General features: G+C 71.4%; 22 protein-coding genes, 1 tRNA gene and 1 pseudogene. 8 read left to right on the forward strand and 16 right to left on the reverse strand.

Annotated features, from left to right (window positions below):
- The first annotated feature begins 31 nt into the window (after positions 1-31).
- On the forward strand, positions 32-214 hold the full coding sequence (locus ACZ64A_RS30090; RefSeq protein WP_469814851.1) for a hypothetical protein: 183 nt from the start codon (positions 32-34) through the stop codon (positions 212-214).
- Between the two features lie 46 nt (positions 215-260).
- Here the strand turns inward: ACZ64A_RS30090 and ACZ64A_RS30095 are convergent, their stop codons facing one another.
- The 3 genes from ACZ64A_RS30095 to nth all read right to left on the reverse strand — a co-directional run bounded on the left by ACZ64A_RS30095 (position 261) and on the right by nth (position 3599).
- Positions 261-1460, reverse strand: coding sequence for a MarP family serine protease (locus tag ACZ64A_RS30095; RefSeq protein ID WP_469814852.1), 1200 nt, complete (start codon positions 1458-1460; stop codon positions 261-263).
- Between the two features lie 95 nt (positions 1461-1555).
- Positions 1556-2251, reverse strand: a complete 696-nt coding sequence (locus tag ACZ64A_RS30100) for an NUDIX hydrolase (protein ID WP_469814854.1) — start codon at positions 2249-2251, stop codon at positions 1556-1558.
- 151 nt (positions 2252-2402) lie between these two features.
- Positions 2403-3599, reverse strand: coding sequence for an endonuclease III (gene nth, locus ACZ64A_RS30105; protein ID WP_469814855.1), 1197 nt, complete (start codon positions 3597-3599; stop codon positions 2403-2405).
- A 360-nt stretch (positions 3600-3959) separates the two neighbouring features.
- Here nth and ACZ64A_RS30110 point away from each other — a divergent pair, with 360 nt between their 5' ends.
- The gene (locus ACZ64A_RS30110) at positions 3960-4634 is read left to right on the forward strand and encodes a Crp/Fnr family transcriptional regulator (protein ID WP_103781265.1); all 675 of its coding nucleotides are present in this window, start codon (positions 3960-3962) and stop codon (positions 4632-4634) included.
- 97 nt (positions 4635-4731) lie between these two features.
- On the opposite strand, the gene ACZ64A_RS30115 is transcribed toward ACZ64A_RS30110, so the two are convergent.
- From ACZ64A_RS30115 to ACZ64A_RS30130, 4 genes are read right to left on the reverse strand one after another with little or no spacing between them, the layout of a single operon-like run.
- Complete coding sequence (locus ACZ64A_RS30115; protein ID WP_469814856.1) at positions 4732-5562, reverse strand: MBL fold metallo-hydrolase; 831 nt, start codon at positions 5560-5562, stop codon at positions 4732-4734.
- Between the two features lie 2 nt (positions 5563-5564).
- Positions 5565-6440 carry an NUDIX hydrolase gene (locus ACZ64A_RS30120; protein ID WP_469814857.1) on the reverse strand — a complete coding sequence of 292 codons (876 nt, stop codon included), beginning with the start codon at positions 6438-6440 and terminating at the stop codon, positions 5565-5567.
- A gap of 56 nt (positions 6441-6496) precedes the next feature.
- A complete protein-coding gene (locus tag ACZ64A_RS30125) occupies positions 6497-6961 on the reverse strand; it encodes a RidA family protein (RefSeq protein WP_469814859.1) in 465 nt (154 codons plus the stop codon).
- Positions 6958-7122 carry a DUF4177 domain-containing protein gene (locus ACZ64A_RS30130; protein WP_136744038.1) on the reverse strand — a complete coding sequence of 55 codons (165 nt, stop codon included), beginning with the start codon at positions 7120-7122 and terminating at the stop codon, positions 6958-6960. Before ACZ64A_RS30130 ends, ACZ64A_RS30125 begins: the two co-directional genes overlap by 4 nt.
- 153 nt (positions 7123-7275) lie before the next feature.
- On the opposite strand from ACZ64A_RS30130, the gene bagA reads away from it, so the two are divergent.
- Entirely contained in the window at positions 7276-8253 is a 978-nt protein-coding gene (bagA, locus tag ACZ64A_RS30135; RefSeq protein WP_469814860.1) for an ATPase BagA, read from the forward strand.
- A complete protein-coding gene (gene bagB, locus ACZ64A_RS30140) occupies positions 8250-9695 on the forward strand; it encodes an ATPase BagB (RefSeq protein ID WP_469814862.1) in 1446 nt (481 codons plus the stop codon). The genes bagA and bagB overlap by 4 nt, the downstream gene beginning before the upstream one ends.
- A 319-nt stretch (positions 9696-10014) precedes the next feature.
- Here the strand turns inward: bagB and wblA are convergent, their stop codons facing one another.
- The gene (gene wblA, locus ACZ64A_RS30145) at positions 10015-10344 is read right to left on the reverse strand and encodes a transcriptional regulator WblA (protein WP_361634194.1); all 330 of its coding nucleotides are present in this window, start codon (positions 10342-10344) and stop codon (positions 10015-10017) included.
- 418 nt (positions 10345-10762) lie between these two features.
- Between wblA and ACZ64A_RS30150 the strand changes: the two genes are divergently transcribed.
- Positions 10763-13000 (forward strand): transglycosylase domain-containing protein, encoded by a 2238-nt coding sequence (locus ACZ64A_RS30150; RefSeq protein WP_469814863.1) that lies wholly within the window; start codon positions 10763-10765, stop codon positions 12998-13000.
- Positions 13001-13128: 128 nt separating this feature from the next.
- Here the strand turns inward: ACZ64A_RS30150 and ACZ64A_RS30155 are convergent, their stop codons facing one another.
- On the reverse strand, positions 13129-13593 hold the full coding sequence (locus ACZ64A_RS30155) for a GatB/YqeY domain-containing protein (RefSeq protein ID WP_469814865.1): 465 nt from the start codon (positions 13591-13593) through the stop codon (positions 13129-13131).
- A 266-nt stretch (positions 13594-13859) separates the two neighbouring features.
- Between ACZ64A_RS30155 and ACZ64A_RS30160 the strand changes: the two genes are divergently transcribed.
- The 3 genes from ACZ64A_RS30160 (at position 13860) to ACZ64A_RS30170 (ending at position 15889) form a co-directional block, all read left to right on the forward strand.
- Entirely contained in the window at positions 13860-14786 is a 927-nt protein-coding gene (locus tag ACZ64A_RS30160; RefSeq protein ID WP_469814867.1) for a metallophosphoesterase, read from the forward strand.
- A gap of 198 nt (positions 14787-14984) precedes the next feature.
- Positions 14985-15782, forward strand: coding sequence for a Pr6Pr family membrane protein (locus ACZ64A_RS30165; RefSeq protein ID WP_469814868.1), 798 nt, complete (start codon positions 14985-14987; stop codon positions 15780-15782).
- A gap of 33 nt (positions 15783-15815) precedes the next feature.
- Positions 15816-15889 (forward strand) — tRNA-Pro (locus ACZ64A_RS30170).
- Positions 15890-15972: 83 nt separating this feature from the next.
- On the opposite strand, the gene ACZ64A_RS30175 is transcribed toward ACZ64A_RS30170, so the two are convergent.
- The 7 genes and pseudogenes from ACZ64A_RS30175 to ACZ64A_RS30205 all read right to left on the reverse strand — a co-directional run bounded on the left by ACZ64A_RS30175 (position 15973) and on the right by ACZ64A_RS30205 (position 24568).
- On the reverse strand, positions 15973-17154 hold the full coding sequence (locus ACZ64A_RS30175; protein WP_469814870.1) for a site-specific integrase: 1182 nt from the start codon (positions 17152-17154) through the stop codon (positions 15973-15975).
- 71 nt (positions 17155-17225) lie between these two features.
- The gene (locus ACZ64A_RS30180) at positions 17226-17438 is read right to left on the reverse strand and encodes a helix-turn-helix domain-containing protein (RefSeq protein ID WP_469814872.1); all 213 of its coding nucleotides are present in this window, start codon (positions 17436-17438) and stop codon (positions 17226-17228) included.
- Between the two features lie 178 nt (positions 17439-17616).
- Positions 17617-18762: a DUF3631 domain-containing protein gene (locus ACZ64A_RS30185; RefSeq protein WP_469814874.1), complete on the reverse strand. Its 1146-nt coding sequence runs from the start codon at positions 18760-18762 to the stop codon at positions 17617-17619.
- A gap of 349 nt (positions 18763-19111) precedes the next feature.
- Complete coding sequence (locus tag ACZ64A_RS30190) at positions 19112-20038, reverse strand: bifunctional DNA primase/polymerase (RefSeq protein ID WP_469814875.1); 927 nt, start codon at positions 20036-20038, stop codon at positions 19112-19114.
- An 88-nt stretch (positions 20039-20126) separates the two neighbouring features.
- Positions 20127-20615, reverse strand: a complete 489-nt coding sequence (locus tag ACZ64A_RS30195; protein WP_469814876.1) for a hypothetical protein — start codon at positions 20613-20615, stop codon at positions 20127-20129.
- Positions 20616-20824: 209 nt separating this feature from the next.
- A pseudogene (locus ACZ64A_RS30200) lies at positions 20825-22940 on the reverse strand (hypothetical protein).
- Between the two features lie 2 nt (positions 22941-22942).
- A complete protein-coding gene (locus tag ACZ64A_RS30205) occupies positions 22943-24568 on the reverse strand; it encodes a hypothetical protein (protein ID WP_469814878.1) in 1626 nt (541 codons plus the stop codon).
- Positions 24569-24599: the final 31 nt, after the last annotated feature.

Raw genomic sequence — 24599 nt, forward strand, 5'->3', positions numbered from 1 at the left:
ATCGACCTTGGGAGGGGGCACACGTCCGGGTATGGGCTGGACGCACGACTACAGTGACGTAGCACGCAACCGCCGCTCGGGAAGCACTCTGAGCTCCCACCAAAGGGGCGGCACTCCGCAGCTGACGGGGAACGACCCCCGCGTGGGCATTCCGCGCATCCTGCGCCGCCGCGCCCGCTGGGTGACCATGCGACTGCGTCCCACGCGCGACTGATCCGGCCGCCCGCCGGGGCTACGGCGTCACACCGCGCACGGACCCCTCAGAGCGCGCAACTGTCGCTGTCGACCTGCTGGTTCGCCTGACGCCCCTTGGCGATGTCGTCCTTGATCTCGTCCAGGCTGAGCGCGTAACCGGTCTGGGCGTCGTCCAGGGACTTCGCGAAGACCACGCCGTAGACCCGTCCCTCGGGCGTGAGCAGCGGGCCTCCGGAGTTGCCCTGGCGGACGGTCGCGTACAGCGAGTACACGTCACGGCTGACGGTGCCGCGGTGGTAGATGTCCGGGCCGTTGGCCGTGATCCGCCCGCGGACCCGGGCGGCGCGCACGTCGTAGGAGCCGTTCTCCGGGAAGCCTGCGACGATCGCGCCGTCCCCGCTGGCGGCGTCCTGCGAGGAGAACCGCAGCGCGGGCGCGTCCAGATCCGGCACATCGAGTACGGCGATGTCGCGCCGCCAGTCGTAGAGGACGACCGTGGCGTCGTACTTGCGGCCCTCGCCGCCTATCTGCACGGTGGGCTCGTCCACGCCGCCGACCACGTGCGCGTTGGTCATCACGCGGCGCTGGCCGAAGACGAAGCCGGTGCCCTCCAGGACTTTGCCGCAGCCCTGCGCGGTGCCCATCACCTTCACGATGGACTTGCGGGCGCGTACCGCGACGGGACTCCTCGCGAGCGCGGGGTCGGGCGGCTGGACCTCCTTGATCGGCTCGTTGGAGAACGGGCTGAAGACCTGCGGGAAGCCGTTTTGCGCGAGGACCGAGGTGAAGTCCTTGAACCAGGTGTCGGCCTGCGCGGGCATCGCCTCCGACACACCCAGCAGCACCTTGGAGCCCCGCACCTCCCGGCCCAGCGTGGGCAGGGTGGTCTGCGCGAGCGCCGAGCCGATCAGCCACGCCACCAGCAGCATCGCCACGACGTTGACGAGCGCGCCGCCGGTGGCGTCCAGGGCGCGGGCCGGGGACCAGGTGATGTACCGGCGCAGCTTGTTGCCCAGGTGGGTGGTCAGGGCCTGTCCGACGGAGGCGCAGACGATGACCACGACGATCGCGACGACGGCTGCCGTGGTGCTGACCTCGGCGTGGTCGGTCAGCGCGGCCCAGATGACCGGCAGCGTGTACACGGCGACGAGACCGCCGCCCAGGAAGCCGATCACCGACAGGATGCCGACGACGAAGCCCTGGCGGTAGCCGACGACCGCGAACCAGACGGCCGCGACCAGCAACAGGATGTCCAGCACGTTCACCGCTTCGCGCCTCGCCTCATCTTTTCGCGCTCACCACAGGTCGGCCGGGGGCCCGGGGGTCGGCCCCGGGAAACGCAGCCACGTCGGACACCCTGTCATGCGCGCCAGTCGAGCGGGACCAGGCGGTCGCGGTCCCAGGGGATCTCCCAGCCGGAGTAATGCAGCAGACGGTCGATGACGCCGGCCGTGAAGCCCCACACCAGCGCCGATTCGACCAGGAACGCGGGACCTCTGTGGCCGCTGGGGTGGACGGTGGTCGCGCGGTGGGTGGGGTCCGTGAGATCCGCCACGGGCACGGTGAAGACCCGGGCGGTCTCCGCGGGGTCGACCACGCCGACCGGGCTGGGCTCGCGCCACCAGCCCAGGACCGGCGTGACCACGAAAGAGCTGACCGGGATGTACAGCTTCGGCAGCACGCCGAAGAGCTGCACCCCGCGCGGGTCGAGGCCGGTCTCCTCCTCGGCCTCGCGCAGCGCGGCCCGCAGCGGCCCGTCCCCGGCGGGGTCGCCGTCCTCGGGATCGAGGGCGCCGCCCGGGAAGGACGGCTGACCGGCATGCGACCTCAGCGACCCGGCGCGCTCCATCAGCAGCAGCTCGGGGCCCCGCTCACCCTCGCCGAACAGGATCAGCACGGCCGACTGGCGCCCCGCGCCGTCCTCGGGCGGCAGGAAGCGGCTGAGCTGCAGCGGTTCGACCGTCTCGGCGGCGCGCACCACCGGGTCCAGCCAGTCCGGCAGCCCGTCCTTGCTCAGCGTCACCGGGCCGCCCTGTGTGTTGCTCGCACGCGTCATCGCCACCCCCGTCGTCCTGCCCAGTCCAACGTCCGGCGACACCGAGATCGTTCCGTCGGGTGCGGAGTCTGTTCCGTCCGGTACCGGGACTGTTCCGTCCGGTACCGGGACTGTTCCGTCCGGTACTGGGACTGTTGCGTCATCGGGATACTCAGCTCCCGGCCCCCAGCGGCGGGGCCGGCCTGCCGCCCGCGTCGAGGTAGGCCTGCGGCGGGTTGAGCCGCTGGCCGGGGAAGCCGCCCTTCTCGTACTTCAGCAGCTTCTTCGCCTTCTCCGGGTCCGTCTCGCCCTCGCCGTACGCCGGGCAGAGCGGGGCGATGGGGCAGGCGCCGCAGGCGGGCTTGCGGGCGTGGCAGATACGCCGGCCGTGCCAGATCACGTGGTGCGACAGGTCCGTCCACTCGCTCTTGGGGAAGAGCGCGCCGATCGCGGCCTCGATCTTGTCCGGGTCTGTCTCCTCCGTCCACTTCCAGCGCCGCACGAGCCGCTGGAAGTGCGTGTCCACGGTGATGCCGGGCCGGCCGAACGCGTTCCCCAGCACGACGAACGCGGTCTTGCGGCCGACGCCGGGCAGCTTGACGAGGTCCTCGAGCCTGCCGGGCACCTCGCCGCCGAAGTCCTCCGTCAGCGCCTTCGACAGCCCTATCACCGACTTGGTCTTGGCCCGGAAGAACCCGCAGGGGCGCAGGATCTCCTCGACCTCCTCGGGGTTGGCCGCGGCGAGGTCCTCGGGGGTCGGGTACTTGGCGAAGAGCGCCGGGGTCGTCTGATTGACCCTCAGGTCGGTGGTCTGGGCGGACAGCACGGTCGCGACCAGCAGCTGGAAGGGGTTGGTGAAGTCCAGTTCGGGGTGGGCGTAGGGGAAGACCTCGGCGAGCTCGCGGTTGATCCGGCGAGCGCGACGGACGAGGGCGGTACGGGACTCGCCCGACGGCGTGCTCTCCGTGATCGTCTGCGCCGGAGGGACGCCCTTGACGGCCGCGGTGGCCTTCTTGGGGGCGACGATCGCCTTCTTCAGCGCGGGGGCCTTCTTGACGGCGGCCTTCGTGGCAGCGGCCTTCTTTGCGGCGGGCTTCTCCGCGCCGGAGGTCTTCTTCGCGGCGGGCACCTTCTTCGCGGGCGCCTTCGCAGGCGCTGCCTTCTTCGCGGGCGCTGTCTTCTTCACGGCGGCCTTCGTGGTGGCAGCCGTCCCCTTGGCGGCAGCCGTCTTCTTGGCGGCAGCCGTCTTCTTGGCGGGCGCCGCCTTCTTGGCCGGCCCCTCGGCCGCCGCGGGTGCGTCCGCCGCCGAGGGTCCCTTCGCCGCCGCGGGCTGCTTCGCCGCCTTCTCTCCCGCTGCCGTCTTCCTCACGTCCTTCCTGTCGGTCTTCTCCCCCGCCGCGCCGGGTGTGGCGTTTGTCGCATTTTCAGCACCGCCGGAGCCTTGTTCGCCCACAGCGGAATCACGACGTACAACCACCCGCTCAGCCCCCTTGGCCTGTGCTCTCACCGGCGATTTGGACACTCGGCCAGCCTAGAGCCCGGTACCGACATCCGTCCCGGACCGCGAAGATCGGCGTCCAATTGGCCCCCTGCCGCGTACCCCGGGACAGGTGTACGGCATCCTTGTGACAGATCACACTGTTTGGACCGTCCGGCAAAATGGGCACCACGGACCCCTGGTACACCGGGGGAACAAGATCCCCTGAGCAGGTCGAATAGGAGAGAACTCGTGGACGACGTTCTGCGGCGCAACCCGCTCTTCGCGGCGCTCGACGACGAGCAGGCCGCGGAGCTCCGCGCCTCCATGACGGAGGTGACCCTCGCACGCGGCGACTCCCTGTTCCACGAGGGTGACCCCGGTGACCGGCTGTACGTCGTCACCGAGGGCAAGGTGAAGCTGCACCGCACGTCCCCCGACGGGCGCGAGAACATGCTCGCGGTGGTCGGCCCCGGCGAGCTGATCGGTGAGCTGTCCCTGTTCGACCCGGGCCCCCGTACGGCGACGGCGACGGCGCTGACCGAGGTCAAGCTGCTGGGCCTGGGCCACGGCGACCTCCAGCCCTGGCTGAACGCCCGCCCCGAGGTCGCCTCCGCGCTGCTGCGTGCCGTCGCCCGGCGCCTGCGCAAGACCAACGACGCCATGTCCGACCTGGTCTTCTCCGACGTGCCCGGCCGTGTCGCGCGTGCCCTGCTGGACCTGTCCCGCCGCTTCGGCGTGCAGTCGGAGGAGGGCATCCACGTCGTCCACGACCTCACGCAGGAGGAGCTGGCCCAGCTCGTCGGCGCGTCCCGCGAGACGGTGAACAAGGCGCTCGCCGACTTCGCCCAGCGCGGCTGGCTGCGCCTGGAGGCGCGCGCCGTGATCCTGCTGGACGTGGAGCGCCTCGCGAAGCGTTCGCGCTGACGCCGAGCCGGGTCGGCCCACCCCGGGCACGGTAAGGGAACGGCTCTCGCGCGCCCTGCCCGCAGGGACACGCGCGCGTGGGCCGGCTCAGCCCGTCCTAGATCAGCCCGTGCTCGCTGAGGTAGTCCAGCTGGGCCCGGACCGACAGTTCCGCCGCGGGCCACAGCGAGCGGTCGACATCGGCGTACACGTGGGCGACGACCTGCTCGGGCGTCCGGTAGCCGTCCTCGACGGCCGTCTCGACCTGGGCGAGTCGGTGGGCGCGGTGGGCGAGGTAGAACTCGACGGCGCCCTGGGCGTCCTCCAGGACCGGCCCGTGGCCGGGCAGGACGGTGTGCACGCCGTCGTCGACGGTCAGTGAGCGCAGCCGGCGCAGCGAGTCCAGGTAGTCGCCGAGGCGCCCGTCGGGGTGCGCGACCATCGTCGTACCGCGGCCGAGGATCGTATCGCCGGTGAGGACCGCCCGGTCGGCCGGCAGGTGGAAGCACAGGGAGTCCGCGGTGTGCCCGGGCGTGGGGACGACACGCAGCTCCAGCCCGCCGACGCTGATCACGTTCCCGGCGGCCAGGCCCTCGTCGCCGAGCCGCAGCGCCGGGTCGAGGGCCCGCACGCGCGTGCCGGTGATCTCGGCGAAGCGGGCGGCGCCCTCGGCGTGGTCCGGGTGGCCGTGGGTGAGCAGGGTGAGGGCGACGCGCTTGCCGGCCTGCTCGGCGGTGTCGACGACCGCCCTCAGGTGGCCCTCGTGCAGCGGGCCGGGGTCGATGACGACGGCCAGCTCGGAGTCGGGCTCGGAGACGATCCAGGTGTTGGTGCCGTCCAGGGTCATCGCGGAGGCGTTGGGCGCGAGGACGTTGACCGCGCGCGGTGTCGCCGGGCCGGTGCGGACCACGTCACGCGGCTGGCCGGGAAGGGTGCTGGCGTCGGTCATGCTCAGGCTCCACCGGTCGGAAGCGTCGGGACGTGCTTGGTGAACTCGTCGTGGCCCGGCCAGGTCAGCACGACCTCGCCGTCCTCCAGCCGGGCCTCGGCCAGCACGGGCGTCAGATCACGGCCGGGAGCGGCGGCCAGCGCCTCGGCGGCACTCGCGTACGGCGCCAGCTGACGCAGGGTCGCGATGGTGGGCGGCATCATCAGCAGCTCGCCCTTGTCGTACGCCGCCGCCGCGTCGGCCGGGCGGATCCACACCGTTCGGTCGGCCTCCGTGGAGGCGTTGCGGGTGCGCTGCCCCTCGGGCAGGGCGGCGACGAAGAAGAACGTGTCGTAGCGGCGGGGTTCGAACGCGGGGGTGATCCAGCGGGTCCAGGCGCCCAGCAGATCGGAGCGCAACACCAGATCGCGGCGGTCCAGGAACTCGGCGAAGGACAGCTCACGGGCGACCAGGGCGGCCCGGTCGGCCTCCCAGTCCTCGCCCGTGGTGTCACCGACGACCGACTCGGGCGTGGGTCCCGCCAGCAGGACGCCGGCCTCCTCGTACGTCTCGCGCACGGCGGCGCAGACGATCGCCTGGGCCGCACGTTCGTCGTCCACCCCGAGCCGCTCGGCCCACCACGCGCGCGTGGGGCCCGCCCAGCGGACCAGGGCATCGTCGTCACGCGGGTCGACGCCGCCGCCGGGATAGGCGTACGCGCCCCCGGCGAAGGCCATGGAGGCGCGTCTGCGCAGCATGTGGACGGCCGGGCCGCCGTCGGCGTCCCTCAGCAGCATGACGGTCGCCGCGCGCTTGGGCGCGACCGGAGTGAGGGTGCCGTCCGCGAGCGCGCGGATGCGGTCCGGCCAGTCCGGGGGAAACCACTGCCCATTCGCCATGGCCGGAGGCTATCCCGTGGTGAGCGAATGTTCGAGAGGTGATCCGGAGCGGTGGCTCAGGGGGCCAGCTCGACCTGGATCTCGACCTCGACCGGCGCATCCAGCGGCAGCACCGCGACGCCGACCGCGCTGCGCGCGTGCACGCCCTTCTCGCCGAGGACCTCGCCGAGCAGTTCGCTCGCGCCGTTGACCACACCGGGCTGACCGGTGAAGTCGGACGCCGAGGCGACGAAGCCGACGACCTTCACCACGCGCGCGATGCGGTCCAGGTCGCCCGCGACCGACTTCACGGCGGCCAGGGCGTTGAGGGCGCACGTGCGCGCCAGGTCCTTGGCCTCCTCCGGGGTGACCTCGGCGCCGACCTTGCCGGTGACGGGCAGCTTGCCCTCGACCAGGGGCAGCTGACCCGCGGTGTACACGTACGGCCCGGACTGCACGGCCGGCTGGTAGGCCGCGAGCGGCGCCGCGACCTCCGGCAGCGTCAGCCCCAGCTCGGCGAGCTTCTCCTCGACGGCGCTCATGCCTGCTTCTCCCGCTTCAGGTAGGCCACCAGCTGCTCGGGGTTGTTCGGGCCGGGTACGACCTGCACGAGCTCCCAGCCGTCCTCGCCCCAGGTGTCCAGGATCTGCTTCGTGGCGTGGACGAGCAGCGGCACGGTGGCGTATTCCCACTTCTTGGTCATGGGGGGACTGTAGCCGCTGCACCGTGCGGCCCCTTTGACCTGCCCCCAGGACGCCTCACGGCCCCGGTTTTCCACAGGCCGGACCGCCCTCCGCCACCCCGTTGTCCACAGCCTGCGGGTTGACCCGGACGCGGACTGGTTACGCTCGAAGACGTGAGCAGGCTCCAGGTCGTCAGCGGCAAGGGCGGGACCGGAAAGACGACGGTCGCCGCCGCCCTCGCGCTGGCCCTCGCGACGGAGGGGAAGCGGACGCTTCTCGTCGAGGTCGAGGGCCGGCAGGGCATCGCGCAGCTCTTCGAGACGGAGGCGTTGCCGTATGAGGAACGCAAGATCGCCGTAGCCCCCGGGGGCGGGGAGGTGTTCGCCCTCGCCATCGACCCCGAACTGGCGCTGCTGGACTACCTCCAGATGTTCTACAAGCTGGGCAGCGCCGGCCGCGCCCTGAAAAAGCTCGGCGCGATCGACTTCGCGACCACCATCGCGCCCGGTCTCAGGGACGTGCTCCTGACCGGCAAGGCGTGCGAGGCGGTGCGCCGCAAGGACCGGTCCGGACGGTTCGTCTACGACTACGTCGTGATGGACGCGCCGCCCACCGGCCGCATCACCCGGTTCCTGAACGTCAACGACGAGGTCGCCGGGCTCGCGAAGATCGGCCCGATACACAATCAGGCACAGGCCGTGATGCGGGTGCTGAAGTCGGCGGAGACCGCCGTGCACCTGGTCACGCTGCTGGAGGAGATGCCGGTCCAGGAGACCGCGGACGGCATCGCCGAGTTGCGGTCGGCGCGGCTGCCGGTGGGCCGGATCATCGTGAACATGGTGCGGCCCGGGCTGCTGGACGGGGACGAACTGGACCTCGTGCGGACCACGCCGCGCGCGGCCCTCGCGCAGTCGCTGTCCGCGGCCGGCCTCGGCGGGGCGCGCCGCGGCGGGCACGCCGAGCGGCTGGTGGACCCGCTGCTGGAGCAGGCCGAGGAGTACGCCGAACGGCACGCGCTGGAGCAGGAGCAGCGGGCCGTGCTGGCCGAGCTGGGCCTGCCGCTGCACGAACTGCCGCTGCTCGCCGAGGGCATGGACCTGGCGGGCCTGTACGAACTCGCCACCGAACTGCGGAAGCAGGGGATCGCATGAGCCCGGACCCGGCCCACGCCTCTGAGGAGGCCCGCGCGGCGGAGGCGGCCCGCGCCTCGGACGGCGCCCGCGCGGCGGACGGGGCCCGTGGGCTCTCACCGGCGCGTGTGCTCGACATCGACCCGATCCTCGACGATCCGAAGACGCGCATCGTGGTGTGCTGCGGCTCGGGCGGCGTCGGGAAGACGACGACCGCGGCGGCCCTCGGTCTGCGCGCCGCCGAGCGCGGACGCAAGGTGGTCGTGCTCACCATCGACCCCGCCAAGCGGCTGGCGCAGTCGATGGGCATCGACTCGCTCGACAACGTCCCACGCCGGGTCAAGGGCATCGAGGACTCCGCCGGTGGCGAGCTGCACGCGATGATGCTCGACATGAAGCGCACCTTCGACGAGATCGTCGAGGCGCACGCGGACGGCGAGCGGGCGGCCGTGATCCTGGGCAACCCCTTCTACCAGTCGCTCTCCGCGGGCTTCGCCGGCACGCAGGAGTACATGGCGATGGAGAAGCTGGGCCAGCTGCGGGCGCGGAACGAGTGGGACCTGATCGTGGTCGACACCCCTCCGTCCCGCTCCGCGCTGGACTTCCTGGACGCGCCCAAGCGGCTGGGCTCGTTCCTGGACGGCCGGCTGATCCGGCTGCTGACGGCGCCGGCGAAGCTGGGCGGCCGGGCCGGGATGAAGTTCCTCAACGTCGGCATGTCGATGATGACCGGCACGCTCGGCAAGCTGCTCGGCGGTCAGCTGCTCAAGGACGTCCAGACGTTCGTGGCGGCCATGGACACGACGTTCGGCGGCTTCCGCACGCGCGCGGACGCGACGTACAAGCTGCTGCAGGCGCCCGGGACGGCGTTCCTGGTGGTCGCGGCCCCGGAGCGGGACGCGTTGCGTGAGGCGGCGTACTTCGTGCAGCGGCTGGCGGCGGAGAAGATGCCGCTCGCCGGGCTGGTGCTCAACCGCGTCCACGGCAGCGGCGCCGCCCAGCTCTCGGCCGAGCGGGCGCTTGCCGCCGCGGAAAATCTTGAGGAAGCCCGCATTGTGGATCAGGGGGGCGGGAAAGCTGGACTTCGTAACTCTCCCGACACGTACGGAAGTTCTGCATCGAGAAGCGCCGAAAGCCCCGAGAACTCCGAAGACACCGAGAACTCCGACGGCACCGCGCACGCCGAGGCCACCGAGAACCCTGACGGCACCGAGGACGAGGCTCCCCCGCCCGCCGAGGACGGCGCCCGGAATGTCGACCAGCTCGCCGCGGGCCTGCTGCGACTGCACGCGGAACGGATGCAGCTGCTCTCCCGCGAGCAGCGCACACGCGACCGTTTCACCGCGCGCCACCCCGAGGTGGCGGTGACCGAAGTGGCCGCGCTGCCCGGCGACGTGCACGACCTCGCGGGGCTACGGGACATCGGCACAAAGCTCGCGGCCAACCGGCCGGAGCTGCCGTAAGCGGCGGCTCTGGCCACCGGGCGGCTGTAGCTGCCGTGGCGGCCGAGCGGCTCTGGCAGCGGGAGCGGCCGAGCGGCTCTGACGGTGGGAGCGGCCATAGCTGCGTAGCTGCCGTAGCGCGACGACAACCGGAGTCGGCGTGTGCGCCGACGGTCCGGAGCCGGCGTGACGCTGCGACCGGCCGGGATCGCCACGGGGCGACCTCGCCACGGGGCGACCGACCGGCCGCACGTCGGCGTACCGGCGCGGCGTCAGCGCGGACGGCGAGAGCATGCTCACCGCCGGCCGAGGACGCCGTACCCTGCCGCGCGCGGACCCGTCAGCTCACCGCCGCGTACACCTGCTCGTCGTCGAGCGGGAGGATGCCCGCGCCGCGTTCGTACTCCGTGCGCGCGGTTTCCAGCAGCCGGCGCCAAGAGGTGACGGTCGGTCGCCGGCGCAGCAGAGCGCGGCGTTCCCGCTCCGTCATGCCTCCCCACACGCCGAACTCGACGCGGTTGTCGAGCGCGTCGGCCAGGCATTCGGTGCGTACCGGGCATCCGGTGCACACCGCCTTGGCCCTGTTCTGCGCTGCTCCCTGAACGAACAGTTCATCCGGATCGGTAGTGCGGCAGGCCGCCTGCGCACTCCAGTCGGTTACCCAGCCCATACCGGCGCCGTCCTCTCCCGAATCGAGGCTCCCCCACGGCGGCAGCGGCATATTCACCGCCGCCAGTTGAGGACGTTACGGAAGGTGGGCACAGCGCAACACCCCCAGCGGGCCCAATCTTGAATGGCCCGAACGGACTATGGGGAAGCGGCAGATCACCCGGGCGAGTGAGCTGGCGACATACGCGACTCTCCCGGCAAGGCGGGACAGTTCCGGCGCGCCACAACGGACGCCGTATGACACACAAGGCGGATTCGGACACGCCGCCACCGCAGTCAACATCTGCGGGCAGCAGGCCTCCGGAACGATGCGGGGTCGCCGGACGTATTGATACATGGCCGCACTGCTGTGACAGTTGAGAGCAGCTTAGGCCAAGGCATATACGCGTGTCCGGCGAATGAGAACGTAGGCTGCCCTCATGCCAAAGAAGCGCTCGGGCGGTGGTCTGTCGCCCACGCAGCAGGCCGCCAAGTTCGTCGGGGTCAGTGTGCTCGCGGGAGCGGTGCTGGCCGGTATCGCGCTGCCCGCCGTCGGCGTGCTGGGCCTGGCCGCCAAGGGCTCGGTGGAGAGTTTCGACGACCTCCCCGTCAGCCTGAAGACCCCGCCGCTGAGCCAGCGCACCGCCATCCTCGACGCCGACGGCGGCCAGATCGCCCAGGTCTACTCCCGTGACCGCACGGTGGTGGCCCTGAAGGACATCTCGCCGTACATGCAGAAGGCGATCGTCGCGATCGAGGACTCGCGCTTCTACCAGCACGGCGCGATCGACCTGAAGGGCGTGCTGCGCGCGCTGAACAAGAACGCGCAGAGCGGCGGCGTCGCCCAGGGCGCGTCCACGCTCACCCAGCAGTACGTGAAGAACGTCTTCGTGGAGGAGGCCGGCGACGACCCGACGAAGGTCGCGGAGGCCACCCAGCAGACCCTCGGCCGCAAGATCAAGGAACTGAAGTTCGCGATCCAGGTCGAGGAGGAGCTGGGCAAGAAGAAGATCCTCGAGAACTACCTGAACATCACGTTCTTCGGGGAGCAGGCCTATGGCGTCGAGGCCGCCTCCCAGCGTTACTTCTCCAAGCCCGCCAAGGACCTGAACCTCCAGGAGTCCGCCCTGCTGGCCGGCATCGTCCAGTCGCCGAGCCGCTACGACCCGGTGAACGACGAGGCGGAGGCCACCAAGCGGCGCAACATCGTGCTGCAGCGCATGGCCGAGGTCGGCGACGTCTCCCGGGCCGAGGCGGACCGCGCCAAGGCGGCCCCGCTCGGCCTGAAGGTCAGCCAGCCCAAGAACGGCTGCATCACGGCGGTCAAGGGCGCCGGCTTCTTCTGCGACTACGTCCGCGAGGTCTTCCTGACCGACCCGGCCTTCGGCAAGACGCGCACGGAGCGGGCGAAGGTCTGGAACCAGGGCGGCCTGACCATCCGCACCACGCTCGACCCGCAGGCCCAGGAGTCGCTGCAGGACTCGGTGCGCCGGCACGTGAACAAGAGCGACGACGTGGCCACCGCCGCGACCGTCGTCCAGCCCGGCACCGGCAAGATCCTCGCGATGGGCCAGTCACGGCCGTACGGCTTCGGAAAGAACGAGACGCAGATCAACCTCTCGGTCAACCAGAAGATGGGCGGCGGCGCGGGCTACCAGTCCGGTTCGACGTTCAAGCCGATCGTGGCGGCCGCGGCCCTGGAGGGCGGCATGCCCGCCACGAAGTCGTACTCCGCGCCGTACTCGATGGACTACCCGCACCCGGTCGCGGCCTGCGACGGCAGGAAGTGGGACGAGAGCGGCGTGCCGCTCACCAACGAGAACAAGTCGGAGTCCGGCCCGTACGCGATGAAGGAGGCGACGGCGAAGTCCGTCAACACCTACTTCGTGCAGATGATCAGTGAGATCGGCATCTGCCCGGTCACCGAGATGGCGCAGAAGATGGGCGTCCAGCGGGCCGACGGCAAGAAGCTGGAGGAGCGCCCCTCCATCGCGCTGGGCACCCAGGAGGTGTCCCCGCTGACCATGGCGAACGCCTACGCGACCTTCGCCTCGCGCGGCATGTACTGCACCCCGGTCGCCATCGAGTCGATCACCCAGCGGGTCGGCGACCAGACGAAGTCGCTCCCGGTGCCGAAGTCGACCTGCTCGCGGGCGATGTCCGAGAAGACCGCCGACACCGTCAACACGCTGCTGCGCGGCGTCGTCGAGGACGGCACCGGCAAGCAGGCGGGCCTGGACAACCGCCCCAGCGCGGGCAAGACGGGTACGACGGACGAGCGGTTCGCGGCCTGGTTCGTGGGCTACACGCCGAACATGGCGGGCGCGGTGTGGGTCGGCGACCCGGCGCACAAGCGCAAGATGCAGCAGATCTCCATCGGCGGCGTCTGGCACGACAAGGTCTACGGCGGCGAGGTCCCGGGCCCGATCTGGAAGGACATGATGTCCGGGGCGCTGCAGGGCAGGCCCGCCCCCGACTTCACGCTGGTCAACATCCCGGGCGGCGACAAGCCCGCGGACAAGGGCGACGGCAACGGCCGTGACGACGGCAACAACGGCGGCGGCCAGGGCAACGGCGGCCTCCCCTTCCCGCTGCCGTCCTTCACCCTCCCGGACGGCTTGTTCCAGGGCCAGGGCAACGGCGGCAACAACGGCCGCGGCCACGGCGGACACGGGTGACACCCTCCCGCCGGAGGCGGTGATACGACGGCGGGGCGCCCCTTGCGCAAGGGGCGCCCCGCCGTCGTATCGGCCGGACGGCCGGCAGCCGGTAGCCGGTAGCCGGTGTCAGCCGGCGAGGTGCTGCTTCAGCCGGCGAGGTGCTTCTTGACCGCGGCGGCGACGCGGCCGCCCTCGGCCTGGCCGGCCACCTTCGGGTTCACGATCTTCATGACGGCACCCATGGCGCGCGGGCCCTCGGCACCGGCGGCCCGGGCCTCCGTCACGGCCTGGGAGACGATCGCGTCCAGCTCGTCGTCGGACAGCTGCTTGGGCAGGTAGGCGGCGAGGACCTCGCCCTCCGCCTTCTCCCGCTCGGCCTGCTCAGCGCGGCCGCCCTGGGCGAAGGCCTCGGCGGCCTCCCGCCGCTTCTTCGCCTCGCGGGTGATCACCTTCTGCACCTCGTCGTCGGAGAGCTCGCGCTTCTCCTTGCCCGCGACCTCCTCCTTGGTGATCGCGGTGAGCGTCAGCCGGAGCGTCGAGGAGCGGAGCTCGTCGCGCTCCTTGATCGCGGCGTTGAGGTCTTCCTGCAGCTTCGACTTGAGCGTGGTCATGGGGGTGATTGTCGCAGGTGCGACCGGCGCGACGCCTGCTGATTAATCGAGGAGGTCGCCGGGGTGCGGAGCCTGGTCCGTCCACAGGGAGGCGGTCCGCCCACGGGGGACTGTCCACGGGGGACTGTCCACGGGGGGGTCGGTCTGTCCACAGACGGTCGGTCGTCCACAGACGGTCGGTCGTCCACAGACGGTCGGTCGTCCACAGGCGGTCGGTCGTCCACAGGCCTGCGCGGCCGGGTGAGCGCATCTGACACGATGTCCGTATGCGCGCGCGATACAAGGTCCCCCTGGGAATCGCGGCGGCTGGCGCCGCCGGTCTGGTGTACGCGGCGGGCTTCGAGGCCCGCTCCTTCCGTCTGCGACGGGTGACGATCCCGGTCCTGCCGTCCGGGATGCGCCCCCTGCGCGTGCTGCAGGTCTCGGACATCCACATGGTCTCCGGCCAGCGCAAGAAGCAGCGCTGGCTGCGCTCCCTGGCCGGCCTGCGCCCCGACTTCGTGATCAACACGGGCGACAACCTCTCCGACCCGGAGGGCGTGCCCGAGGCGCTGGACGCGCTCGGCCCGCTGATGGACTTCCCGGGGGCGTACGTCTTCGGCTCCAACGACTACTACGGCCCCCGCCTGCGCAACCCCGCCCGCTACCTGGTCGAGAAGGTCCACGGCAAGCACGGTCTGAACGGCAACCCGCCCGCCGTCGGCGTGGTCCACAACCCGTGGGAGGACCTCCGTGACGCCTTCGACGCGGCCGGCTGGCTGAACCTGACGAACACACGCGGGATGCTGAAGATCGACGGGGTGTCCGTGGAGATGACGGGTCTGGACGACCCGCACATCAAGCGGGACCGCTACGCCCGGGTCGCCGGCGGCCCCTCGGGCTCGGCCGACTTCTCGATGGGCGTGGTCCACGCGCCCTACCTGCGGGTGCTGGACTCCTTCACGGCGGACGACTACCCGCTGATCCTGGCCGGCCACACGCACGGCGGCCAGCTGTGCATCCCGTTCTACGGCGCCCTGGTCACCAACTGCGACCTGGACACGGACCGCGTGAAGGGCCTGTCCACGCACACCGCGGAGGGCCGCACCGCCTATCTCCACGTCTCCGCTGGCTGCGGCACGAACCGCTACACCCCGGTCCGCTTCGCCTGCCCCCCGGAGGCGACGCTGCTGACGCTGGTGGGGAAGGACTGACGGAGGGGTCCGACTGAGACGGGCTGGGGACCAGGCTGGCCTTGGCGGGCCTGGCTGCCCTGGCGGGCCAGGGCACCGGCGGTCCGCCGAAGCGACACGGAATACCCCGGGGCCCGGGCGCACCACCAGTGGGCGGACCACCCCGAACGGCCTAGCCCGAAAGGCCCACCTTGCCCCTTTCCGCCTAGCTTGGGGAGCATGACCGCCCCCATACCCAGGGACATCCCGGACCTGCCAGCGATCCCGGGAACCCACCCCGCCGTACTGCCCTCACCGGTCCCCGCCGCGGCGGTGGTCCCCCCGATCCGCCGCCCGCTCACGGCGGCGTACCGCGTACTGATCGCCCTGCTCGCCACGGCGGGAGTGACGCTCTACCTCCTCCTCGGCAGCCCCGCACGGGTCCTGTCCTACTTCACGATCCAGAGCAGCGTCCTGCTCGCCGTCGTCTGCCTCTTCTCGGCCCGCCGCGCCTGGACGGCCCGCCGCCCCCTGCCCGCGACCCTGACCGGCGCCACGTTGCTGTACGTCGTGATCACGGCCCTCGTCTACCACCTGCTCCTGGCGAACACGGCGAGCCCGTTCTCCATGGCCGGCGCCGGCGCCCCGACCGGCTGGCAGGCGGTGGCGAACCAGCTCCTGCACACGGTGGCCCCGGCAGCCGCGGTCCTCGACTGGCTGCTGCTCACCACCCCGGGCCACCTGCACCTGCGCCAGGCGGCGACGTGGCTCGTCTACCCCCTGGCCTACCTGGTCTTCTCCCTGGTCCGCGCGGAGTTCCTGCTGCCCGGGACGCCGGCCCGCTACCTCTACCCGTTCCTCGACGTGGAGCAGCACGGCTACAAGAGCGTCCTGGCGAACGCACTGCTGCTGGGCCTGTCCTTCTACGCCCTGGGGATCGCCCTCGTGGTCCTGGACCACCTCCGCCCCAACCCGCTGCGACGCCACCCGCGCCCACGCTCCGGAACCGGATTTCGTCTCCAGCCGCCGGTGGGCTAAAGTAAACGACGTCGCCGCGAGAAGCAGCGACATCGGGGTGTAGCGCAGCTTGGCAGCGCGCTTCGTTCGGGACGAAGAGGTCGTGGGTTCAAATCCCGCCACCCCGACGCTGGTCAGAGAGCACATACGGATCTCCGTATGTGCTCTCTGTCGTGCTTGGGGGGCCAAACAGGGGGCCAAAGGGTTTTGATCAAGCCCCGTAGGCGGTCACCGGACTGCGCTGAGCAAAGATCACGTCCATGGCTTCCGCACCCTCGGTGATGACCGGCCGGAGCTGCTTCCGGTAGACGGCCTCCGTTGTCGCCTGACTGCTGTGCCCGACAAGCTGCGCGATGCGCTCCAGCGGGATGCCATGATCCGAGAGCAGCGAGACGAAGCTGTGCCGCAGCTCGCGCGGCGTCCACTCAGGCGCTAGCCCCGCCTTCTTCACGATGGCCTTGAAGTCCCGCCGCACGTTGGCAGCGTCCAACGGTTCGCCGGACCGCGTCGTGAAGACACGGCCGGCCGGGCTCCACTCCATCCCTCGCGATGCCCTCTCCTGCTTCTGCCACCGCTTGTGTTCTTTGAGTACGTCGACCACCTGCTGCGGCAGCGCGATGGTCCGTCGGCTCTTCCTAGTCTTGGTCTCGCCGTGCTTGCGCACAGACCGCCACACAGCGACGTGAGGCGGGGTGCCGTCCTCGGTCTCCAGGAAGACGTGATCCCAGGTGAGGGGCCGCGCTTCCTCCGTGCGTACACCGCTCAGGAGTGAGAGCACGAGATAGGCATACAACCGCGAGGGGCGCGCCGCGGCGAGCACAGCCTCCGCCTGCTTCAGATTCAAGGCCTTACTTGGACGCCCCGGCCGTCCTTCCGGAGCGGAGACGAGCAGGGCGACGTTCCGCGCGGCCTTGTCCCTGCGCTGAGCGTGCTCGATGGAGCGGCGCAGGATGGCGAGCAGGTCGCGGAGACTGCGCGTCGCCAAGAATTCGGCCCGGCCGTCCAGCCAATCGTCGACGTCATCCGCGCTGAGGTCTTTCAGCTTGGCTTTACCGATGTACGGGAGCAGATGCTTGTTCGCCATCGAACGGTTCTTTCCGATGGTCCCCTTCTCGTCGCGCCCCTTCAGGCCGCGCTCAAGCCAGTCGTTCACCGCGTCGGAAACGGTGTAGTTGGCCGGCGTCTTCACGCCCGACTGCACTTCCTTCTTCAGGTCCCGGATCTTCTGGCGGACCTCGGTCTTGGTCTTGCCGTACACCTTCGGCCGGCGGCGCTTGCCGTTCGGGGCGTACCCGAGGGACACGGCTCCTACGAAGCGGTTCTTCGCAGCATCCCAGTAGATCGTGTCTTCGCCGTGGCCAGCCCTGCGGACCCGCTTCGGGGCTTCGGTCATGTTTGTGTGCTCCAAGAGAGCGGGCCGCGCCCGATGGCGCGGCCCGGTCGATACGGACGAACGACGGTGAATCAGGCGGCCGTCTCTGCCTCGCGCTTGAGCAGTTCGACGTACTGCGCGATGTACTCAGGCGGGATGAGACGCCGACGGCCGATCCGCACGGTCTGAAGACGGCCAAGGCGGATCTCTTCGTAGACCAGCGAGCGGCCGATTCCCAAAGCCGCTGCGGCCTCCTCCGGTCGGTAAAGAACCCGCTCAGCGGGAGGGGCAAGGGTGATGCTCATCCGGGCTTACTCCTCGACTGGTGTCCGGGACCCCTCTGAAAGTCCGCTACTTCCGCTACCGCCGCTACCTCGCAGGTCAGGGGCCTGTTCGAGGTAGCGGGAAGGGGTAGCGGTAGCGGATAGGTAGCGGCGGGGTAGCGGCTCGCGGTGGTGCTTGCCGCTACCCCGTTGTTGCTGGTCAGACGGCGTTTGCCAGGTCGGGTAGCGGACGTAGCGGACTTTCCGCGGGTGGGGGGCAGTAGCGGGCCCACGCGTCGTGTAGATCGGCGGCGTAGTAGCCCTTCAGGACGCTCCCGGCGGTCTTGATGTTGCGGGAGGTGATCGGCTCGTTTTCCGCGGTCATGTACTCGGCGAGCATCCGGGACAGGCGGCGGTTGTCGAGCGGCTTGCCGTTCAGGTCGGCCCACGGGGCGTCGTCCAGGGCGTTGAGCCGGTCCAGGATGGCGATGGTGGGCAGGCGGTCGATGCCCACGAGGACGTGGTCCCGCAGGTCGGTCAGCAGCCGGACCCCGAGGCTGCCTTTGTCGTTGGCCTTGGACGCGGTCACGAGCGTCACGCAGGCGGCGCGGGCCCGCTCGGGCCAATGGCCGCCGGCCGCGTCGGCGATGGCGAGCAGGGGTTCCCACACGTCCGCCGGCCGGTCGGTCACCCCGTCCGGCATCTCCGGCCACGCTCCCAGCACGCGTTCGCGGGCCTGCTCGGCCCACACGGCGAGCCGGTCACGGAGCTTGTGGCCCTCGGCCTCGTGGACGCGGGCCCGGAAGGGCTCCACCTTCTCGTTCCTGGCCCGCCGACGCATGCGGATGATGACCGAGCGGGACAGGATCGTGTCCGGCAACGAGCCGAGACCACCCATAGCGACCGCGCAGTACGACGGGAAGGCTTGCACGGTCTGCTGCCCGCCGTCACCGATGCACCGGTAGGTCACCCCGGTCCGGCGGTGACCGGCGTTGAGGAACCCGCGCAGCTCCTCGTTGTCCCCCGCCTTCGGCCCGAAGACGGTGTCGATCTCGTCAAACAGGATCGTCGGCTTGCCGTTGCCGCTGGACACGGACCGGAACAGCGCGGCCGCGGAGGCGTTCACCGCCGTCATCGGCTGCGGGACCAGCGTCTCTACGATCTCCAGCGCCCGCGTCTTGCCCGATCCCGGCTCGGGGGACAGGAAGGCGATGCGGGGGGTGGAGTCGAAGCAGTCGAGCAGGTGGGCGTGCGCATCCCACAGTGCGACGGCGACGTAGGCGGCCTCGGTGGGGAAGACGTTGAAGCGGCGGTGGAAGGCTTCCACCTCGTTCAGCAGTGCGGCGCCGTCGATGGGGTCGGTCATGCGGCGGCCCTTCCTTCCTGGGGGTTGCGCAGGGGGCAGGTGTCGCGGTGGGCGGTGTGGTCGTTGATCAGGGCGAGCACCCGGCGGTGGCCGATGGCGCTGCGGTCGCGTCCGCACGCACAGCGGGAGGTGGCGGTGGGGGTGGCTCCGCGTGGTGCGGCGATGTGCAGCCACGCGACGGGGTATCGGCCGTCACCACGCCGCGGGTCAGGACCACAAGCAGTTCGGACGCCCTGACGGGCGGCGCCTTTCGGCTCGCCCACGGCAGCCGCGTCCACAGCCTGTGGGGCGGCGGCCGGGCCGGTGGGGGCTGTTGTGGGGCAATCCAGGGCGGGGGGAGTCGGGGCCGTCACGCTGCCTCCCGTGGGGTGGCGTGGGCGGTGATCCAGTCCAGGGCGCTGCGGATGGTGGCGCGGCACTCGGCCGGCGGCAGACCGGTGGACTCCCCCGCCCCCTGGATTGCCTCCTCCACCACGTGCCGGGGGATGTCGCCCCACGCCACGAAGCGCCCCACCTTGCAGGCGCTGCGGTACAGCGTTGCGTTGCGGCCCATCGGCCCGCCCTCGGTCGCCGCGGCGATGACGGCGCACTCGCGCTCCAGCGCCACCCGAGCGGCGCGGGTGCCGTCGTGCACCCGTACCGGCACCGCAGCGGGCCGCTCGGGCTCCGTGAGCAACGTCGTGAGCCAGGCGGGCAGTTCGGCAACAGGGCCGTCGTGGGCGACCTCGTAGGTGCCGTCGGGGGTGGTGCTGCCGGGGGCGACGACGTAGCCGCCCCAGGCGCGGGTGTCGATGTGCGGCCCGAGGCGGTCGACGCTGCACTTCAGCCGTAGCCCGGCGGGGGCGGTGAAGTAGAGGTGCTCACCGCGCGCGGTCCGCACCCGGTAGGTGTCGGGGAGCGCCTGCCCGGCGCGCTCGCAGAGCGCCTGCAAGGAAGTGGCGCCGTCAGGCGCTCCTTTCGGCTCGTCTGCCTTGACCGGGTCCAGGTCGATGACGAGCAGCCCGGCCGGGCCGGTGGCGATGCCGACGTTGTAGGGCCGCTGTGCCCAGGTGGCATGGATCAGCTCGGGGTTGGTGGTTGCGCGCTGTTCCGGGGTGCGGTGGCCGTTGGCGCAGCGTCCGGTGCCGGGGCAGGCGCGTTCGGGGTGGCCGGCGGGCCGCTTGGCGCGCGGATGCAGGGGGATCACGGGCCAGCCGCGCTCGGCGGCGGCGAGGGCGGAGGCGAGTAAGGGCAGGCAGGTCAGTTCGGCCGTGACGATGCCGGCAGGTTCGGGCATGCTGGAGGTCTCCAGTTCCTTGATGGGTTCTGGCTGACAGGGGCGGCCCCGCGACTTTGGCGAGACGAGGGGGCCGCCTTTGGCGTTGTCAGTGGTGGTTGATGGTTCCGTTGGCCCGGCCGAACAGGCCGGTGGCGGTGATGTTCTGCGTGATCTGCGTCGGTGCCGTCGCGCGCCGCCCCGAGCGCAGCAGGACGGGGACGGCGACGACCGCGGCGACGATGAGCGCGGCGGCGGACCACAGGGCGTGGGTCATGGCGATCAATCCCGGTGCGGCGTAGGAGAGTCCGACGGACGCGGCGCCCACGCCGAGCCCGACGGTGGGTGCGAGCAGCGCGGTGGTCTTCGCCCATGCCGGGATCGGCTGCCCGGCCGGCGCCGCCGCGGGCGGTGCCGGGGCGGTGGGCGGCTGGGTGTAGGCGAGGGTGCGGATGCCGCCGGGCAGGGTGACCATCTGAACGCCGGGCGGCATCTCCTCGGGCAGCATCACCAGTCCCTGCCAACCGGGCCCGTAGGTGACTGGCCGGGCCGCCAGGGGGGTAGCGGTGGTGATCTCGTACGGGGTGTAGGGGTGCACAACGTGGTCCCTTCAACGCGGCGGGCAGCCCCCTCGGCGGTGGTGGCTGCCCGTGCCTTGCTTGTCGTGTCGCTTGTCGTGCGGCTTGTCGTCTGGCTTGTCGCTTGTCTTGTCTTGTCGCTTGTCGCCTTGCAGGTCACAAGCCGTTTCCGGCCCCTTGAGAGCCGCTGACGGACCTTGTCCGGGGCGAGCCGACAAGCGACAAGCGATCAGCCATCGGAGGGCTGTTCGGGGGCGTGCCGGCGGTGGACGTACCGGGTCTTGGTGCCCTCCCCGACGCGGACGGCGGTGCCGTCCTCGGCCCAGTCCTTGAGCCAGCCGACGACCGTCTGACGGGTGGTGCCGTACTCGTCGGCGAGCGCTCGCGCGATGGCAGAGGCACCGGTCCCGTCGGGGCCGGCGGCGAGCAGCAGGGCGAGCGCGGCGTCCTGCGCGGGGTTGTCGGGCTTGCCCCGCAGCGCGGACAGGTTCAGCCCGGCCACCGGAGGCTCGCGGCGGTCGGGGGTGTGGGGGTCGGTGGTGGTGGCGAACTGGGCGTCGATCTGCTCGCGGAAGCGGCGCAGCATCTCGTCCTCCGCCGAACCCTCTCCGGACGACTCGCCGCGCAGCGCGGACATGTTCAGCCCCGGCCGCCCCTGCCCCCGGGGCCATGTCCACGGCTGTTGGGCTGGGGGTGTGGTCGCGCATCCAGTTGGTGCGGTCGGTGTCCCAGCGTCGGGCGTAGCCGGGGCCGGCCGCCTTCGCGGAGATCTCGTCCAGGCGCGGGTGTCGGTCGGATGTGGCGGCGATGATGTCCCGAATCTGGTTCGGCAGGATCCGCCACGCCTTGAACAGCGCGGCCGATGACTCCGGGGTGCTCATGAATCCAGAGCCCTTGTAGGGGGCCTGGTCGACGCGCAGGCCGCGCGAGCCGGGGAACATCTTGGACAGGTCCATGCCCTCGGTCTCACCGCCGGTCAGCGCGACGCGCACCTTGGCCTCACGGCGGATCATCAGGTTGCCCAGCACGGTGCCGGTCGCCCCGAGCGCGGTCAGCACCGTGCGCACGCCCATGGCACGGGCGATCCGGATGACCTCCAGGATCTTCTCGCCCAGCTTGCGGATCTGCCGGTCCGGGCTGGCCAGGATCTCGGCACCCTCATCGATGACCAGCATGATTTGCGGAATCCGGGCGCTGATCGGGAGCAGGTCCGTGTTGGCCTTGGCGAGCAGGTCCTGATAGGCCATCTTTCGCTGCTTGGCCACCCGCACCGCCGTGTCCAGCATCAGCATGGCCTCGTCGTAGGTCCCGGCGAGCCAGTCGATACCCGGCCGCACCGCCTTGCCGTCCTCGGTCGTGACCTCGCCGTTCAGGGCGGGCAGGACCCAGGGCAGGCCAGCCGAACCGGCGTTGAGGTCGATGACCCAGGTCAGCATGTCCTCGGCGCGGGCGAACCCGGCCAGGATCAGATGGACGAGGTTCGTCTTACCCGAGCCCGTGGGACCGACGACCAGCGCGCACTGCTCGCGCAGGTACGCCCGGATCTCCTCGGCGTTAGTGCGGTAGCCCCAGGGGATGCCGGTGTGCACGGACAGCGGCCCGTACTCGGTGGGGTAGGTCCGCTCTTCCTGCAGAACGTTGGCGGTGGTGACGTCGATGATGACGCGGCCCTGGTGGACGCCGGGGGAAGCGGTGGCGGTGCAACCGTGCGGGAGCCGCGCATCCGCCGACAGCCGCGCCGACTCCGCCGCAATCTTGGACCAGGTCGCGCCGCCGGGCGGGAGTTCGGCATCCAGGGAGTAGCCGGTGCCGGTCGGCCACTTCTCCACGCCGACCACGCGCACGGTGATGGAGCAGACCCGCTGGATGCGGTCGATCCACTCCGCGGCGATCTCCCGACGTTCGGCGGACAGCTCCCGGGCAATCTGCCGTTGCTCCGCCGCGATGGCCTCCTCCTCGCGAGCTTCCTCGTACAGGGCGGTGGAGCGGGCGGCGGCGCCGATGCCGACGCCGATGGTGGCCAGGGAGCCGAGGGCGGCCCAGGTGAGGGGGCCGTGGGTGATGGCCCAGGTGGTCCATCCGGCGCCGACGAGCCAGGACGCGGCGCGGGTGGCCAGGGTGCGGCCGGCGTTGCGCCACCGCAGTCCGGCGACGGTGTGTCCGAGGGCGCCGGCCGCGCCGACGGCGAGCGCCCAGCCGGGGGGCATGGCGGTGGCGGCGCCGGTGGTGGCGACGGCGAAGGCTCCGGTGGTGGCGGACAGGGCGCCGGTCACGGGTCCATGACCGGCAGCCCAGTCCAGCACCGGACCACTGCCGTTCTGGTTGGCGGTGGCGGTGGTGGCCATGATCAGACGTTCCAGCCCTTCTCGGCTTCGTGGCCGTTGCGGGGGTCTTCGTGGCGGGCGATGTCCTTCTCGTGGACCTGCCGGAACATCGGGCCCATGTCCTCGGCGACCGCGACGGCGGCCTTCAGGGCGCCGTAGATGTCGTTGAAGCCGTCGGCGACCTGCTTCTCCAGCGGGAACTCGCTGTCGGAGCGCTCGGCGAGGATCTTCATCACGCTCGCGATGCATTCGAGTGCGGCCGGCAGTCCTTCGACCATGCGCAGGATCTCCATGCAGCCGTCCGGCTCGTAGGTGTTGGCTGCGGCCAGCATGTCGACGGCGTGGTCTTCGAACTGGAACCCGGAAACGAGGGGCATCTGCTCTCCTTCATCAGGTGTGCTGCTGGTGGGAACCGTGGCCGCGGGCCGCTCGACGCCGTCCGCGATGCCGTCCGTGCCGTCCTGCTCCGCCTGTGCGTCGGCGGCGGCTTCCTGCTCGGCCTGCTCCTGGCGGATCTCTTCATCCCGCTCGGCGCGCTGCTCGGCAGCCGTCTGTGTGAGCCGCCGGTACAGGCGGCGACCGGGGTGCATCAGCCAGGGGATGTTGAGCTTGCGGCCGAGCGGCGTGGTCAGACAGCCCAGCAGCCCGAGGGGGAGGGCGAGCAGGGCGGCGAGCAGGCGCCGGCCGTGGAAGCGGGCCGCGGAACGGCGCAGCGCCTTGCGGGCCGCCTTCCGCGCGGGTGCCTTGCGCACCTGGGCGCGCTGCGCGGCGACCTTGCCACCGGTCACCGCATCCCGCTTGGCACGCTGCTTGTTGATCGCTGCATCGCGTAGGGCGCGGCCCTTGCGAGCAGTGCCCCCGAGCAGACGACCGGAACCGCCCCCGGAACCGCCGTTGCGCTTGCTCAGACGGCTTGCGCCTGCCGCGGCTTTGGCCTGGCGACGGGCGTCGGCGACCGCGCGGCGAGCCGCAGTGGTCTGCGCCCGCTGCCCGGCCCGCGAACCCGCCGCGGCCTGCTGAGCCGACCGCAGCGCCTTCACCTGCCCCAGGCGCCCCGCGGCCTTCCCCGCCGCGCCGGCTGCCTGCTTGGCGACGCCCTGGCTGGGCTTCGTGCCGGGCTTGCCGATGGAGACGCTGCCGTTGCGGCCGGCCGGTGCCGAGTTGCGGCGGTGCTGGCCCGGCACACCACCGAGCCGCCCCGCCGACCGGCCACCGTGACCGCGACCGGCCCGGCCGCCGTTGCTGCGGCCGGTGGCGCCGCGGCTGCCGCCTCCCGCCGCGCTCCCGCTCTTGCGGGTCTGGCCGGTGGTGCGGGCAGCCGCGCGGCCGGCGGCGCGGGCTGCCGCACGCATGGCGTCGCGACGGTTATTGGGCTTGCGGGAGCGGGTGGCTGCGACCGTGCCGAGCACGACCGCCCCGGTGGCGGCGACCATCGCGGCGATGGGGCCGCCGGCCAGGGACGCAGTGGCGACCATGCCCACGGTCGTGTTCGCCCCGGACAGGGCAAGCGGAACGACCGGCCAGCCGCCCGGCGTGTGCTCAACGTCCTCCACGGCCGGGGCCGTGGGGGCGGGTGCCGGTTCGGGCGGTGGCGGGGGCGGTGTGGCCGGTGCCTCGATGGCTACCGGCTCGGTGCTGAGTTCCGTCATGCTGAGTGCACTCCTTCGCGGAGTAGGGCCC

This window comes from Streptomyces sp. NPDC104814 (assembly GCF_055583185.1).

Coding starts and splice junctions, on each gene's coding strand:
- ACZ64A_RS30090 (WP_469814851.1), top strand. CDS start 32: ATGGGCTGGACGCACGACTACAGTGACGTAGCACGCAACCGCCGCTCG.
- ACZ64A_RS30100 (WP_469814854.1), bottom strand. CDS start 2,251: ATGACGCGTGCGAGCAACACACAGGGCGGCCCGGTGACGCTGAGCAAG.
- ACZ64A_RS30115 (WP_469814856.1), bottom strand. CDS start 5,562: ATGACCGACGCCAGCACCCTTCCCGGCCAGCCGCGTGACGTGGTCCGC.
- ACZ64A_RS30120 (WP_469814857.1), bottom strand. CDS start 6,440: ATGGCGAATGGGCAGTGGTTTCCCCCGGACTGGCCGGACCGCATCCGC.
- ACZ64A_RS30125 (WP_469814859.1), bottom strand. CDS start 6,961: ATGAGCGCCGTCGAGGAGAAGCTCGCCGAGCTGGGGCTGACGCTGCCG.
- ACZ64A_RS30130 (WP_136744038.1), bottom strand. CDS start 7,122: ATGACCAAGAAGTGGGAATACGCCACCGTGCCGCTGCTCGTCCACGCC.
- bagB (WP_469814862.1), top strand. CDS start 8,250: ATGAGCCCGGACCCGGCCCACGCCTCTGAGGAGGCCCGCGCGGCGGAG.
- wblA (WP_361634194.1), bottom strand. CDS start 10,344: ATGGGCTGGGTAACCGACTGGAGTGCGCAGGCGGCCTGCCGCACTACC.
- ACZ64A_RS30150 (WP_469814863.1), top strand. CDS start 10,763: ATGCCAAAGAAGCGCTCGGGCGGTGGTCTGTCGCCCACGCAGCAGGCC.
- ACZ64A_RS30155 (WP_469814865.1), bottom strand. CDS start 13,593: ATGACCACGCTCAAGTCGAAGCTGCAGGAAGACCTCAACGCCGCGATC.
- ACZ64A_RS30160 (WP_469814867.1), top strand. CDS start 13,860: ATGCGCGCGCGATACAAGGTCCCCCTGGGAATCGCGGCGGCTGGCGCC.
- ACZ64A_RS30165 (WP_469814868.1), top strand. CDS start 14,985: ATGACCGCCCCCATACCCAGGGACATCCCGGACCTGCCAGCGATCCCG.
- ACZ64A_RS30175 (WP_469814870.1), bottom strand. CDS start 17,154: ATGACCGAAGCCCCGAAGCGGGTCCGCAGGGCTGGCCACGGCGAAGAC.
- ACZ64A_RS30180 (WP_469814872.1), bottom strand. CDS start 17,438: ATGAGCATCACCCTTGCCCCTCCCGCTGAGCGGGTTCTTTACCGACCG.
- ACZ64A_RS30185 (WP_469814874.1), bottom strand. CDS start 18,762: ATGACCGACCCCATCGACGGCGCCGCACTGCTGAACGAGGTGGAAGCC.
- ACZ64A_RS30190 (WP_469814875.1), bottom strand. CDS start 20,038: ATGCCCGAACCTGCCGGCATCGTCACGGCCGAACTGACCTGCCTGCCC.
- ACZ64A_RS30205 (WP_469814878.1), bottom strand. CDS start 24,568: ATGACGGAACTCAGCACCGAGCCGGTAGCCATCGAGGCACCGGCCACA.